This is a genomic window from Rathayibacter sp. AY1B7 (assembly GCF_002932735.1).
Lineage (GTDB): Bacteria > Actinomycetota > Actinomycetes > Actinomycetales > Microbacteriaceae > Rathayibacter.
Genome location: NZ_PSWK01000048.1, coordinates 1 through 13,310, shown reverse-complemented (window position 1 = coordinate 13,310; position 13,310 = coordinate 1). Strand labels below are relative to the sequence as shown.

Sequence of the window (13,310 nt, the reverse complement as noted above, 5' to 3'; positions counted from 1 at the left end):
GCCCCAGGCCCCGCCCGTCAGACCCGCCGCGTCGACGCCCGCTCCACCAGCGGCATCGGCACCAGCACCCGCTCTCCCGGAGCGCCGCTCAGCAGCAGCTCGACCGCCCGGCGGCCCATCTCCTCGTGCGGCAGCGCCACGGTCGTCAGCCCGGGGCGGAGGTAGGCGGCCAGCTCGTCGTCGTCGAACGACACCACGGCGACATCGCCCGGGATCGAGAGCCCCGCCTCCGCGACCGCCTGGTAGGCCGCCTCACGCCGAGCGGCTTCGGGCACGACGGCGCGGGCGGACAGGTCGCCTTCGCCGACCCGGACGCGGGAGTCGGCTTCGCGTTCCTCACCAACCGGATGGAGGGGGTCGGCGACGTGCGCGCGACCCGCGTCGTCGAGGCGCTCGCGACCGCGCTGCGACTGCCCGCTCCGCGCGGACTCTGACCCCTCCGCGCGGACTCTGGTCCCTCCGCGCGGACTCTGACCCCTCCGCCCCACCCCCGTCAAGGGGTGGGGCACCCGGTCGGCGCCGTCCTAGCGTCGGGGACGGGCCGACCGGAGGGGCGGTCCGGGATCCAGGGGAGGGCGAGATGCAGAAGCTGTACTACGCGAGCGGATTCGTGCTGCTGGGCGACGAGGTGTGCTCGGCGGTCGTCGAGTACGCGCAGGCGCTGGCGAACGTGGGGAAGTCGGACCTGGTCGTGGTGCCGTCGCTCTCGGACGAGGGGATGCGCGGCGAGACCCGTCTCCTGGTCGGGCCGGCCAGCCAGCTCTTCACCAGCCCGGCGCTCGACCGCGGCGTCGACCTCGACGACCCGGAGGCGGTGGAGTCGATGCGCGAGAAGACCCGACGGCTCCAGCCCGCGCGGCCGACCGTGCAGCCGCGCGGCGAGGGCGACGACAGCGAGGACGACGGCGGGACCGACTACCTCTGACGCCTCAGGTGTCGAGCGTGGTGCTGGGGCGCTCGCCGAAGCGGTGGGCGTACGAGGCCGAGAACCGGCCGAGGTGCGCGAAGCCCCAGCGCCGTGCGACCTCGCTGACGCTGACGACTCCGGGCTCGCCCGCCCGCAGCTCCTTCTGCACGCCGTCCAGCCGGATCCGCCGCAGGTAGTCGACCGCGGTGAAGCCGAACTCGCGCCGGAACTCGGTCTGCAGCGTCCGCAGGCCCATGCCCGCCGCGTCGGCGATCTGCTCGGTCCGGAGCGGCTCGTGGGCGTGCTCGTACATGTACTCGATCGCCTGGCGGAGGCGCCCCGAGCGGGGTACTCCGAGGTCGCCGGGAGTGTCCAGCGTCGAGTGCGGGAAGGTCTCGAGCAGGGCGACGGCGACCGCGCGGTCGGCCTCGCGGCGCAGCAGCGGCGAGCTGTCGGCGTCGTAGATCACCCGGGCGACCGTCGCGACGGTCGCCGACCAGCGCCGCAGCGCCGCGCCCTCGGGTCGTGCGGTGGTGTCGAAGAGGAGGGGGCCGCGGGTGCCCTCGACCTCCTCCGCGATGCCCTCGAGGTACGCGCCGTCGAAGTGGATGAGGTTCTGGCGGTAGTCGTGGAACTCGAACCGGCTGGGACGGTCGTTGACGAAGATCGCCGGCTGCCCGAATCCGAGGGTCACCGCGTCGCCGTCGAGATCGGTGACGCCCGCGCCGGCGGTCAGCCACGAGACGACGTACTCGCCCTCGGTCTGGATCGAGCCCTGCACGGAGCCGGCGAACTGGCTGCCGCGGAGCGTCACGTCGCCGTCGCCGACGGAGGTGTAGCGGTACGAGAAGTCCTCGCCGGGCTCGACGACGAAGCGGTGCCCGTTGTACGACTGCTCGAAGAGGGCCCGCGCCTGCTCGATGTCACGCCCGCCGATGTCGGAGCGCATGACCTCGTCCTTCTCGTTCATCCCGATCAGGGTCGCACGAGGAGCGCTCCTCACCGCGTGCCCCGAACGGGGAATTCGTTAAGCGGATAAACCAGTCGCGGGTCCGGCGGCGCGGGTCATGGCCTGGACGGTCGCCGCCTGGAACTGCGTGAGCAGCACCACGGTGTGCCGCGCTCCGGCTTCCACGGCGAGCGAGAAGGTGGCGCCGGCCGGAGTGGCCCGCCAGGAGCGGATGTCGCGGGTGCCGACGCGGGTCGAGTCTCCGGTGCCGGCGCTCCGCAGCACCAGGGAGTCGGGCAGCACGCAGAGCGCGCCCGTCACACCGTCGACAGTGGAGGAGCACTCGAAGCCTGCGTCGTCGTGCACTGGACGGGCGAGCTCGACGAAGTCGGTGACCTCCATAGGCTCGTCGTCGTCGCGCCTGGACACGGCGCGCTCAGGCAGCGTGCGTGAGCCCGGAGGACTCGGGCTGCTGCGCCGGCTCGGTGACGATCCGCAGGCCCCGGCCGCTGTTGGCCTCCTCCATCAGTGCGCGCACCCAGGTGGCGTTGATCGCCGGCATGCGGCTTCCGTGGAACGAGAACTGGAGGGGGATGGTCGGGTGCAGCCACAGTGTCTGGCGTCCGGTGCCGTGCGCGCTCGAGGCGTCGAGCTGGAAGGCGAACGCCTCGTCGCGGCGGAACTTGTTGATCATGACGATCTGCAGGTGCGCGAGTGCGCGGTCGTCGATCTCGTGCGAGGTGGGGGGAGTGCCGTAGAGGAGAGCGCCCATGGTGCGTGCCGCCGTTCTGTGCTGTGTCGCGGGTGCCGGCCGCGACGGTGAGGTGCCCCGGCGAGTGCCGCCGGGAGGGGGAGTGCGAGATGGTGGGGGTGTTCGTGGGGAGCAGGACCCGGGGTGTGCTGTGCCGCCGAGTCGAGTGTCCGGAGTGTCGATCCGGGGGTGCCGTGCTCCGGGATGTCGAGCCCGGATGCCGTCGCGCCGAGCCGTCGATCCCCGCTGACGCCTGCTCTGCAGGCCCGTGGAGTCGGGCGGTCGGGCCGTCCCTCCGGCTGTTCTCCGAAAGTACGCCCCTCGTTCGGAGGGCACGTGCCGCTATCCGGAATGCGAAGCAGTGGCGCCGGCCGCCGGGCGGACTCCCAGCCGGGCGACTCCGAGGCTCAGTTGCGGGGTGCCTCGAGTGGGCGGTGCGGCTGCGTCGAGACGCCGCGCTCGTGCGCGAGACGCCGCCTCGGCGGCGGTGTCCCGGCGAGACGGCGATGTCTCGGCGGGGCGGGTGGAGCGGGAGGAGGCGTGATGGTGCGCTCACTCGAGAGGGCGTGCGGCTCCGTCGAGACGCCGTCTCCGCGGCGGTGTCTCGGCGTATGCGGGAGCGGGAGGGTGCGCTCCTGCGCGAGTCGTCGCGCCACCGCTCCGGCGGGGGTGCCGACGCTCAGAAGGCGTAGCGGACGCGGCAGTAGGGGAGGCGCTCGGCGAGGAGGGCGCGGAAGCGGTCGAGGGCCGCGCGCTTGAGGTCGCGTCGGTAGCGGATGTTGACGGCGCCGTTCTCGGAGACCTTCTGCTCCTGGCGTCCCGGCTGCCAGAGCAGCGACTCCGCCTTCGGGTGCCAGCCGAGGTTCACCTCGTGCAGGCCCTCGTTGTGGGTGAGGAGGATCACCTCGGCCGCGAGCTGCGCCTTCGCCCGCGGGTGGAGGGCGGCGTCGAGCTGGTCGAAGAGCTCGGTCCAGTCCTGCTGCCAGGTCTCGGTGAGGATCACGGGCGAGAAGTTGACGTGCACCTCGTAGCCGGCGTCGACGAAGTCGTTGATCGCCGCGATCCGCTCGGCCATCGGCGAGGTGCGGATGTCGGTGACCTTCGCCGTCTCGGCGGGCATCAGCGAGAACCGGATGCGCGTGCGCCCGAGCGGGTCCCACTCGAGGAGCTCGCGGTTGACGTACTTGGTCGCGAAGGACGCCTTGGCGGTGGGCGACATCCGGAACAGCTCGCAGAGGTCGCGGACGTTCTCGCTCAGCAGCGCGTCGACGGAGCAGTCGCTGTTCTCGCCGATGTCGTAGACCCAGGCCTCCGGGTCGCACTGGTTCGCCTCGGCCTTGGGGCCCTGCTTGGCGATGTGCTGGGCCAGGTGGCGCTGGATCTGCTCGATGTTCGTGAAGAGCGTGATCGGGTTGCTGTAGCCCTTCCTCCGCGGCACGTAGCAGTAGACGCACGCCATGGCGCAGCCGTTGGCGGTGGAGGGGGCGATGAAGTCGGCCGAGCGGCCGTTCGGGCGCGTGACGAGCGACTTCTTCACCCCGAGCACGAGCGCCTCCGTCTTGATGCGCACCCAGCGCGCGACGTTCGCCTCGTCGCCGTGCACCTCCGGGATCAGCCAGTGCGACTCGACGGGCACGATCTCGGCGCCCGGCCAGCGCGCCACGACCTCCTGCCCGCGGGGCAGCTCGAGCGCGGCCGGCTCGGCGTAGATCCGCCGGATGTCGAGCAGGCGCCGCTCGCGGACCGGCGCGGACGCGGGGTTCGGAGCGGTGTCGGACATGAGTCCGTTCTACCGGCGACCACCGACATCCGCTGAGCAGGGCTGTCGCCCGCCGCGCAGGTCCTCCGCCCGCCTGCAGGAACCGTTGCGCCGCTCCCTCAGGATGGAGGCATGCCCTCCTCCGCCGACCGCTTCCGCCGCGCCGCCGTCGAGCTCGCGCAGACCTCCGAGCGGCAGGTCGAGTGGGCGCTCGCCGTCACGGAGGATGCGCGCCTCCTCGCCCTGATCGACGAGCTGCCCGCGCAGCACCGGCAGCCGTCCCTGCTCTTCTCGGTCGCGCGGCTGCTCGGCGTGCCCGACGTCGACGGCGCCGGATTCGCCGCGTGGCTCCGGAGCGAATGGGCGCGGGTGGCACCGATCGCCGCCGAGCGGAGGACGCAGACCAACGAGGCGCTGCGGTGCGCGCCCCTGGTCGCAGCGCTGGAGCGGATCACGGAACCCGGTGAGCCGGTGGCGCTCGTCGAGATCGGCGCCTCCGCGGGGCTCTGCCTGGCGCCGGAGCGGTACTCCTACGCCTTCACGGCGAGCGACGGCGAGACGCGGCTCGGGTCGGGCGCGCCTCTGCTGCGGTGCGCGGTGAGCGGAGGCGCGGCGCCGGCACGGCTGCCGGTCGTCGCGTGGCGCCGGGGGCTCGACCTGGCGCCGCTCGACGTCCGCTCGCCCGAGGACGTCGCCTGGTTGGAGGCGCTGCTCCCGCCCGACCGCCCGGAGCGGACCGCGCGGCTCCACTCGGCCGTGGAGACTCTGCAGGACGACCCGCCCACGATCGTCGCGGGTGATGCGGCCGCCGAGCTGCCCGCCCTGCTCGACGCGGTGCCGCCGGGTCTGCGGACGGTCGTCGTCTCGCTCGGGACCCTGGTCTATCTTCCGTGGGCCGCGCGCGAGAGCGTCCTGGCGACGGTCGCCGATCGCGGCGCGAGCCTGGTGACGCTCGAGGCGGAGGCGCTGCTCCCGCACCTCGTCGCCGCGCGCGGAGACCGCACGGCTCCCGAGCCGACCCCGTTCCTGCTCGCCGCCGACGGCGTCCCGCTCGCGAGCGCGGCCGCCCACGGCGGCACCCTCTCCTGGCTGGCCTGAGCCGCGCTCCCGCGCCGGGTGCGGGGTGACCGGAGCCCGGGGAGGTGCCCGGTGCCCGGTGCCCGGTGCCCTCTCCGCCCCGATCCTCCGCCCACTGTTCAGAAGTTGTCGCACTCGGCGTCGAGTGCGACAACTCCTGGACTCTCGCGGAGGAGCGAGCGTCGAAGCCCGAAGCCCGAAGCCCGAAGCCCGAAGCCCGAAGCCCGAAGCCCGAAGCCCAACGCGCAGCGACCAGCGCTCTGAGCTCAGGCGCTCGGCCCGATCGTCCGCCCACTGTTCAAGAGTTGTCGCAGTCGGCGTCGAGTGCGACAACTCCTGGACAGTCGCGAAGGAGAGGGCGTCGAAATGCAGCGCTGAGAGCTCGGAGCTCAGAGTCGCGGCGCTCGACCCGCGCCCACTGTTCAAGAGTTGTCGCAGTCGGCGTCGAGTGCGACGACTCCTGGACTCTCGCGGAGGGGAGGACGGTCGAGCGCAGGACTCAGAGCTCAGAGCCAGAGCTCAGAGCGCCCAGCGCCCAGCGCCCTACAGTCCGTCGACGACGAGCTGCGTCGCGCGCGGGACGTACGAGGTGTTCGTGGTCGGGTCCCAGCCCACGAGCGCGACCGCGTCGCCGCCGACGCGCGCGGTGATGCCCACGAGCGAGAACGGCTTGCCGCCCACGGCTCCGGACACCTTCCAGCCGAGCGTCTCGTCGGCGCCGGTCAGCGTCTGCTCGGTGCGCTCGACGGTCGTCTCGACCGGCACGCCCTGCATCGCGAAGAGCGTCGAGCCGGAGGCGCAGCGCGTGGTCGCGTCGGTGGCGCTCGCGAGGAGCGAGGCGGCCGCGTCGGCGGTGCCGGTGCTCGACACGACGGCGGTCATGGAGCGGTCGGCGCTGGTGCCGTACGAGAGTCCGGCGGCGGGCTGCGCCGTGTCCCAGCCCAGACCGAACGGCGAGAGGCAGCTCGCGTCGGTCGCGGTGAGGCCGGGGTAGATCGAGTCGAGCATCTCCTGGATGCTCGCGTACTCGCCGGGCACGAACTGCACGCCGGTCAGCACGGCGGCCACCTGCTCGCCGGTCTTCTGAGCGGTGTCGGCGGCAGGGGCGGCGGCCGTCGCGGTGGCGGACGGGGCGGCCGACGACGAGGGGAGCGTCGGAGTGAACGGGCGGAGGGTCGATCCGCTCGTCGCGGTCCCCGCGCAGCCCGAGAGGGCGAGCAGCAGCGCGCCTCCGATCAGAGTCGTGCGCAGCAGTGTCCTGGACATCATGTCTCCCCCTTCGCCCGCCGGCGCCGCACCGGGGCGCCTGAGGCTAGCAGAGCCTCGCGTCCCGGAGGCGGCCCGGCGCAGCCTGCAGGACGGAGGCGGCCCGGTGGCACCCGCAGACCGGAGGCGGTCCGGCAGCGCGTGCAGATCGGAGTCGGCCCGGCCCCACCCGCACGACGAAGCCCGGAAACCCGAACCCACGCCTCCGACGGCCGCTCCCGCCGCCTCCGCTCCGCAGCTCAGATCTCGGTGTGCCCGAGCTCGGCTCCCGCGAGCAGGCGGATCTCCGGCTCGGCGATGCCCTCCAGCTCCAGCACAACGACGCGGTTGCGGCCGGCGCGGGTGACCGGCGAGGGGACGATCAGCGTCCGCTGCGGTCCGCGACGCCAGTAGCGCCCGAGGAGGAAGCCGTTCACCCAGACCAGGCCCTTGCCCCAGTGCAGCGTGTCCACGTACAGGTCGGCCTGCTCGTCGAGGTCGAACGAGCCGGAGGCGAGCTGCGGCCCGGCCGAGAACGCCGGCGCTGCGACGGCCAGGTCGGGGAGGCACTCCAGCGCGAGGGCACGCGCCGCCCAGCCGGTCAGCGGGGCGCCGTCGAGCGTCACGCCTCCGATCAGGCCCTTGTGCTCGCCGATGCGCGTGCCGTAGTTCACCCGGCCCTGGTTCTCGACCAGGATCGCGAGCTCGCCGCGTCCGCTCGGCAGAGTCAGCGCCCGCTCGTGGTGGTCGCGCGCCAGCACGCCCACCGGCACGCCGTCCAGCAGCACCCAGGCGCGGTCGCGCACCTCCTCGCCCACCACGAGGCGGGCCGGAGCGGAGGAGCCGTCGAGCGTCGTCGTGAAGAGCACGAAGCCGTCGTCGTGGCCGAGGTCGTCGAAGCTGGCCATCGCGTCGAGGTGCGCGGCCGGTCCGAACGCCTGGCCGAGGCCGAGCAGCGCCGGGCCGGGGACGAGCGGAGCGGTCAGGGCGGGGGCCGGCGGGCGCACCGCGGGCACCTCCTCCGGCACCGGCGCGTAGCGCGCGATGACGTCGCGGAACGCCCAGAACTTCGCGGTCGGGTCGCCGCCCTCGTCGAGCGGGGCGTCGTAGTCGTAGCTCGTCGTGATCGCGGCGTAGCGGCCCTTGTCGTTCGCGCCGCTGGTCAGGCCGAAGTTGGTGCCGCCGTGGAACATGTAGATGTTGACCGAGCCGCCGGCCGCGAGCAGGGTGTCGAGCTCCTGCGCGGAGGCGTCGGCGTCCGTCGTGTGGTGCTGGGTGCCCCAGTCGTCGAACCAGCCGCACCAGAACTCCATGCACATCAGCGGCCCGGTGGGCTGGAACTCGCGCAGCGTCGCGAGGCGCTCCGTGGTCCGCGAGCCGAACGAGCCGGTGAGGTGCAGGCCCGGCAGGCTGCCGTCGGCGAGCATCTGCGGAGTGGGCTGGTCGATGGTGGTCAGCGGCACCGTGATGCCGGAGTCGCGGGTCACCCGCACGAGCTCGGCGAGGTATTCCTTGTCGGAGCCGTACGCGCCGTACTCGTTCTCGATCTGCACGAGGACCACGGGCCCGCCGGCGTCGATCTGGCGCGGGGCCACGATCGAGTACACGCGGCGCAGGTAGTCGCTGACCGCGGCGAGGTAGTTCGGCTCCGAGCGGCGCACGCCCACCTCGGGGTCGCGGAAGAGCCAGGCCGGGAGGGCGCCGTTGTCCCACTCCGCGCAGATGTAGGGGCCGGGGCGCACGATCGCGTGCATGCCCTCGGCGGCGATCAGGTCGAGGAAGCGGCCCAGGTCGAGCCCGGCGTCCTCGCGCCACTCGCCGCGGCGCGGCTCATGCGCGTTCCAGGCGACGTAGGTCTCGATGGTGTTCAGGCCCATCAGGCGGGCCTTGCGGATCCGGTCGGCCCAGAGGTCCGGGTGGATGCGGAAGTAGTGCAGCGCCCCCGACAGGATGCGGTGCGGGCGGCCGTCGAGCTCGAAGTCGACGGTGCCGATGGCGAAGCGGCTCTCGGGAGCGGTGGTCATCTGGATCCCCCTCAGGATCGGTGCCCGGTGTGTCCGAGCGTGAGAACGACGCGGGGCCGACCGGAGCGATCCGGCCGGCCCCGCGTCGAGCAGTGGTGCTACTCCGAGACGGTGAAGCCCTGCGCGTTGCCGTACTGGACGAGCTTGCTCTGCCAGTCGGCGAGGCCCTGGTCGAGGCTGGTGCCGTTGGCGTACGCCTGGCCGACGGTGTCGCCGAAGACGCTGTTCGCGTAGACCTGGTAGGGCAGGTACGACCAGCCGGAGCGGACGTCCTTCGAGGCCTGGGTCAGCACCTCGTTGATCTTCTGGCCGCCGAAGTACTCCGACTCCTGACCGGTGAAGTCCGAGCTGTCGAGGTCGGCCGTGGTCGACGGGAATCCGCCGCTCTGCAGGAAGACGTCGACCGAGGCCTGGTCGCTGTTCAGCCAGCGCAGGAACGCGGCGGCCAGCGCCGGGTTCTCGCTCTGCTTGGTGACGGACTGGCCGCCACCGCCGTTCTCGGCGCTGACGGCGGTGCCGTCGTAGGTCGGGATCGGCGCGACGGCCCAGTCGCCGGAGGCGTCGGGGACGCTGGACTCCAGCACGCCGGGCATCCAGGCGCCGGTCACCAGCGAGGCGATGGAGCCGTCGGCGAGGCCCTTGTACCACTCGTCGCCCCAGGCGGGGGTGTCCGAGAGCAGCTTCTTCTCGACGAGCTGGTTCCAGACGCCGGTCCACTTGGCGGTGCCCTCGTCGGCGAGGTCGATCTTCACGTCCGTGCCGTCGGTGGTGAACGGCTCGCCGCCCGCCTGCCAGATCATGCTGGTCGCGAAGCCGGCGTCGCCGGTGTCGGCGGTGATGTACTTCGACGGGTCGGCGGTGTGGAGCTTCTCGGCCGCGGCCACGTACTCGTCCCAGGTGGCGGGGACGGCGATGCCGTACTGGTCGAAGACGGTCTTGTTGTAGAACAGCGCCATGGGGCCCGAGTCCTGCGGGAGGCCGACGAGCTTGCCGTCGATGTTGACGCTGCCCCAGGTGGAGGCGGAGTACTTGTCCTCGAGGTCGCCCATGCCGTACTGCGACAGGTCGAGGAGCGAGTCCGACAGCGCGAACTGCGGCATGGCGTAGTACTCGATCTGGACGACGTCGGGGGCGCCCGAGCCGGCCTTGATCGCGTTCTCGAGCTTGGTGTACTCGTCCTTGTTGGTGCCGGCGTTGACGAGCTCGACGTCGACCTTCGGGTAGGCCTTCTCGAACGCGGCGACCTGCGCCTCGGCGCTGGGGGTCCAGCTCCAGTACGTGATCTTGCCACCGGCCTCGAGGGCGGAGTCGAGGTCGGCGGCGGAGCCGGCGCTCGTGGTCGTGCCGCCACCGGAGGTGGACGAGCAGGCCGCGAGGGAGCCGGCGGCCAGGGCCGCGACGGCCGCGACCGTCAGGGTCCGCCTGAGGGCGGAACGGGCGATCTTCATGGTGGTGTTTCCCTTCACTTCTTCGTGCTGCGGGTGCTGTGGACGGGGCAGGACGCTCCGGCCGGGGGATGGGTAGGGGGAGGGCTCAGCCCTTGACGCTGCCGGCGCTCAGACCGGACTGCCAGAAGCGCTGGAGTCCGAGGAAGGCGACGACGATGGGGATGATCGTGAGGAGCGAGCCCGTGATCACGAGGTTGTAGATCGGCTGCGCGCTGACGCCGGTGGCCTGCGCGTTCCACTGGTTGAGGCCGACGGTGAGCGGGTACCAGGTGGGGTCGCTCAGCATGATCAGCGGGAGGAAGTAGTTGTTCCAGGTCGCGACGACCGAGAACAGCAGCACGGTCACGATGCCGGGGGCGAGGAGGCGGATGGAGATGGTGAAGAAGGTGCGGAACTCGCCCGCCCCGTCCATCCGCGCCGCTTCGAGCAGCTCGGTGGGCACCGACTCCACCGCGTAGACCCACACCAGGTACAGGCCGAACGGGCTGATCAGCGAGGGGATGATGATCGCCCACGGGGTGTTGGTCAGGCCGAGCTGGCTGAACATGAGGAACGTCGGGACGGCGAGGGCCGTGCCGGGGACCGCGATCGCTCCGAGCACCACGGCGAAGACCGCCTTGCGACCCGTGAAGCGGAACTTCGCGAGGCCGTAGCCGGCGAGCGTGGCCAGGAGCGTCGCTCCTCCGGCGCCGACGACGACGTAGAGCAGGGTGTTGCCGAGCCAGCGGAGGAAGATCCCGTCGCGGTAGCTGAGGGTGTCGGCGATGTTCTGGAAGAAGACGAAGTCGCCGTCGAACCAGAGGCCGAAGCTCGAGAGCAGGCCGGCCTGCGTCTTCGTCGCGTTGATGACCAGCCAGGCCAGCGGCACGAGGCTGTAGAGGATGAAGACCGACATCAGCAGGGTGAAGGCGATCGACTTCTTGGGCTGCACCGAGGAGCCGCGGCGGGCGGCCGGGCGCTTCGGGGCGCGGGCGGGCGTCCGGGGAGCGGTCGCGAGGGCCATCAGTTCTCCTTCCGCGCGCCGCGGAGCTGCACGACGTAGGCGATCACCGCGGTGATCACGCCCATGACGATGGCGACCGTGGCCGACGCGTTGTACTGCTGACCGGCGAAGGACAGGTTGTAGGCGTACATGTTCGGGGTGAAGTAGGTGGTGATGATGTTCGGCGCCAGCGTCCGGAGGATGTTCGGCTCGTTGAACAGCTGGAAGCTGCCGATGATCGAGAAGATCGTGGCGATGACGATCGCGCCGCGCAGGGCGGGAAGCTTGATCGAGCGGATGACGCGCATCGGGCCGGCGCCGTCGATCTCGGCCGCCTCGTAGAGCTCGCCGGGGATCGTCTTCAGCGCGGAGTAGAAGATGAGCATGTTGTAGCCCACGAACTCCCACGTGACGATGTTGCCGATCGAGGCGAGGATCCAATCGCGCGAGAAGGGCTGGACGACGTCGGAGCCGAGCAGGTCGTTGACGTTCGCGGCCAGGCCGAAGTTGTCGCCGTAGATGAAGCCCCACATCAGCACCGCGACGACCGCGGGGACGGCGTAGGGGAGGAAGACCACGATGCGGAAGAAGCCGGTGCCGTGGAGGCGGCCGCTGTCGATCGCGAGCGCCGCGACGAGGGCCAGCACGAGCATCACGGGGACCTGCACGACGAGGAACAGCAGGACGCGGCCGAAGCCCTCCCAGAAGTTCGGGTCGGTGAAGATCGCGGTGTAGTTCGCGAAGCCGACGAAGGAGTTGCCGCCCACCAGCTGCTCGCGGAAGAGGCTGAGGTAGATCGAGTAGACGACCGGGGCGATGAAGACCAGGAGGAAGACGACGAGGAAGGGGGCGACGAACGCCAGGCCCTTCCACTCGCTCTTCGCCCGCGACTTCGGGGCCGCGAGGGGGGACGCCGGAGGGGCGACCTCGCTCAGCGGGACGGGGGGAGACGTCGTCGTCATGGGATTCCGTTCGGGGAGTAGTGCGGGCCCGTCATGTTCACGTCAACATGGCAGAGCGTCACCGTAGCATGTCCACGTCGCCACCCGCGACTGTTCCTGCGTCACGGTTCGGCGCACGATGCACCACGGCTGACGGGCGGCGCGCTATAAAGGGAAGCCCATGTCACTCGAGACCGACCGCCCGTCCCCGTCCACCCGGCCGCGACGCGGCGTCTCGATGGCCGACGTGGCCCGGCGCGCGAACGTCTCGGGCCAGACGGTCTCGCGGGTGTCGAACGGCAAGCAGAACGTCGACGGCGAGACGCGCGAGCGGGTCCTCGAGGCGATGCGGGCCCTCGGCTACCGGCCCAACAGCGCGGCGCGGGCCCTGCGGACGGGCCGCTTCCACAGCATCGGCGTGATCATGTTCACGCTGTCCTCGTTCGGCAACATGCGCACCCTCGACGCCATCGCGATCGCGGCCGCCGACGCGGGCTACTCGATCACCCTCATCCCCGTCTCCCACCCCACCCAGGGCGAGGTGTCGGTCGCGTTCCACCGGCTGAGCGAGGAGGCGGTCGACGGCGTCATCATCATCGTCGAGGCGCACCTGCTCGACGAGGCCGACATCGTCCTCCCGCCGGACCTGCCCGTGGTGGTCGTCGACTCCGCCGGCGGCGAGAAGTACCCGGTGGTCGACACCGACCAGATGTCGGGCGCCCGCCAGGCCGTCGAGCACCTGCTCGGACTCGGACACCGCACCGTGCACCACATCGCCGGCCCGGACCGCTCCTACTCCGCCGAGCGCCGCCACGAGGCGTGGGAGTCGACCCTGATCGAGCGCGGCGCCCCGGTGCCGGAGGTGCTGGTCGGCGACTGGTCCACCGACTCCGGCTACCGCCTCGGCAAGCGGCTCGCCGCCGATCCGGAGGTCACCGCGATCTTCGCCGCCAACGACCAGATGGCGCTCGGCGTGCTGCGCGCCCTGCACGAGGCCGGACGCGCCGTGCCCGGCGAGGTGAGCGTCGCGGGCTTCGACGACATGCAGGAGTCGGCGAGCTTCTGGCCGCCTCTCACGACGGTGCGCCAGTTCTTCGGGGACACGGGCCGCCGCTCGGTCGACATCCTCCTGCGCGAGCTCGAGTCCAAGGCGTGGGTGCTCTGGCAGCCCGTCGAGGACTACTACAACATGCAGCAGCCCAAGCCCAAGGGCGAGAACCTCAACTG

The 13,310-nt window shown here is 71.7% G+C and carries 13 protein-coding genes; 3 read left to right on the top strand and 10 right to left on the bottom strand.

The genetic code is table 11. From position 1 onward, the window contains the following. Positions 1-17: 17 nt before the first annotated feature. The gene (locus C5C95_RS16470) at positions 18-488 is read right to left on the bottom strand and encodes a substrate-binding domain-containing protein (RefSeq protein WP_258072689.1); all 471 of its coding nucleotides are present in this window, start codon (positions 486-488) and stop codon (positions 18-20) included. A gap of 92 nt (positions 489-580) precedes the next feature. On the opposite strand from C5C95_RS16470, the gene C5C95_RS16465 reads away from it, so the two are divergent. Then, on the top strand, positions 581-925 hold the full coding sequence (locus C5C95_RS16465) for a hypothetical protein (RefSeq protein ID WP_104258084.1): 345 nt from the start codon (positions 581-583) through the stop codon (positions 923-925). A gap of 4 nt (positions 926-929) precedes the next feature. On the opposite strand, the gene C5C95_RS16460 is transcribed toward C5C95_RS16465, so the two are convergent. The 4 genes from C5C95_RS16460 to C5C95_RS16445 form a co-directional block, all read right to left on the bottom strand. Then, positions 930-1,877 carry an AraC family transcriptional regulator gene (locus C5C95_RS16460; RefSeq protein WP_104324870.1) on the bottom strand — a complete coding sequence of 316 codons (948 nt, stop codon included), beginning with the start codon at positions 1,875-1,877 and terminating at the stop codon, positions 930-932. A 57-nt stretch (positions 1,878-1,934) separates the two neighbouring features. Continuing rightward, entirely contained in the window at positions 1,935-2,285 is a 351-nt protein-coding gene (locus C5C95_RS16455) for a hypothetical protein (protein WP_146087113.1), read from the bottom strand. 7 nt (positions 2,286-2,292) lie between these two features. Next, on the bottom strand, positions 2,293-2,628 hold the full coding sequence (locus C5C95_RS16450; RefSeq protein WP_104223411.1) for an ATP-dependent DNA ligase: 336 nt from the start codon (positions 2,626-2,628) through the stop codon (positions 2,293-2,295). A 658-nt stretch (positions 2,629-3,286) separates the two neighbouring features. Next, positions 3,287-4,387, bottom strand: coding sequence for a spore photoproduct lyase family protein (locus tag C5C95_RS16445; protein WP_104324868.1), 1,101 nt, complete (start codon positions 4,385-4,387; stop codon positions 3,287-3,289). Between the two features lie 111 nt (positions 4,388-4,498). Here C5C95_RS16445 and C5C95_RS16440 point away from each other — a divergent pair, with 111 nt between their 5' ends. Then, positions 4,499-5,464, top strand: coding sequence for a DUF2332 family protein (locus C5C95_RS16440; RefSeq protein WP_104324867.1), 966 nt, complete (start codon positions 4,499-4,501; stop codon positions 5,462-5,464). Positions 5,465-5,986: 522 nt separating this feature from the next. On the opposite strand, the gene C5C95_RS16435 is transcribed toward C5C95_RS16440, so the two are convergent. From C5C95_RS16435 to C5C95_RS16415, 5 genes are all read right to left on the bottom strand, one after another. Next, positions 5,987-6,712: a hypothetical protein gene (locus C5C95_RS16435; protein WP_104324866.1), complete on the bottom strand. Its 726-nt coding sequence runs from the start codon at positions 6,710-6,712 to the stop codon at positions 5,987-5,989. A 236-nt stretch (positions 6,713-6,948) separates the two neighbouring features. Then, on the bottom strand, positions 6,949-8,712 hold the full coding sequence (locus C5C95_RS16430) for a beta-galactosidase family protein (RefSeq protein ID WP_104282952.1): 1,764 nt from the start codon (positions 8,710-8,712) through the stop codon (positions 6,949-6,951). A gap of 98 nt (positions 8,713-8,810) precedes the next feature. After that, positions 8,811-10,160: a sugar ABC transporter substrate-binding protein gene (locus C5C95_RS16425; protein ID WP_104223423.1), complete on the bottom strand. Its 1,350-nt coding sequence runs from the start codon at positions 10,158-10,160 to the stop codon at positions 8,811-8,813. Between the two features lie 85 nt (positions 10,161-10,245). Next, positions 10,246-11,055, bottom strand: coding sequence for a carbohydrate ABC transporter permease (locus tag C5C95_RS16420; RefSeq protein WP_258062773.1), 810 nt, complete (start codon positions 11,053-11,055; stop codon positions 10,246-10,248). Between the two features lie 107 nt (positions 11,056-11,162). Next, entirely contained in the window at positions 11,163-12,104 is a 942-nt protein-coding gene (locus tag C5C95_RS16415) for a carbohydrate ABC transporter permease (protein ID WP_104226355.1), read from the bottom strand. Between the two features lie 160 nt (positions 12,105-12,264). Here C5C95_RS16415 and C5C95_RS16410 point away from each other — a divergent pair. After that, the coding region (locus C5C95_RS16410; protein ID WP_146087112.1) for a LacI family DNA-binding transcriptional regulator at positions 12,265-13,310 on the top strand (1,046 nt) is incomplete at its 3' end.

Coding starts and splice junctions, on each gene's coding strand:
- C5C95_RS16465 (WP_104258084.1), top strand. CDS start 581: ATGCAGAAGCTGTACTACGCGAGCGGATTCGTGCTGCTGGGCGACGAG.
- C5C95_RS16460 (WP_104324870.1), bottom strand. CDS start 1,877: ATGAACGAGAAGGACGAGGTCATGCGCTCCGACATCGGCGGGCGTGAC.
- C5C95_RS16450 (WP_104223411.1), bottom strand. CDS start 2,628: ATGGGCGCTCTCCTCTACGGCACTCCCCCCACCTCGCACGAGATCGAC.
- C5C95_RS16445 (WP_104324868.1), bottom strand. CDS start 4,387: ATGTCCGACACCGCTCCGAACCCCGCGTCCGCGCCGGTCCGCGAGCGG.
- C5C95_RS16440 (WP_104324867.1), top strand. CDS start 4,499: ATGCCCTCCTCCGCCGACCGCTTCCGCCGCGCCGCCGTCGAGCTCGCG.
- C5C95_RS16435 (WP_104324866.1), bottom strand. CDS start 6,712: ATGATGTCCAGGACACTGCTGCGCACGACTCTGATCGGAGGCGCGCTG.
- C5C95_RS16430 (WP_104282952.1), bottom strand. CDS start 8,712: ATGACCACCGCTCCCGAGAGCCGCTTCGCCATCGGCACCGTCGACTTC.
- C5C95_RS16425 (WP_104223423.1), bottom strand. CDS start 10,160: ATGAAGATCGCCCGTTCCGCCCTCAGGCGGACCCTGACGGTCGCGGCC.
- C5C95_RS16420 (WP_258062773.1), bottom strand. CDS start 11,055: ATGTCGGTCTTCATCCTCTACAGCCTCGTGCCGCTGGCCTGGCTGGTC.
- C5C95_RS16415 (WP_104226355.1), bottom strand. CDS start 12,104: ATGACGACGACGTCTCCCCCCGTCCCGCTGAGCGAGGTCGCCCCTCCG.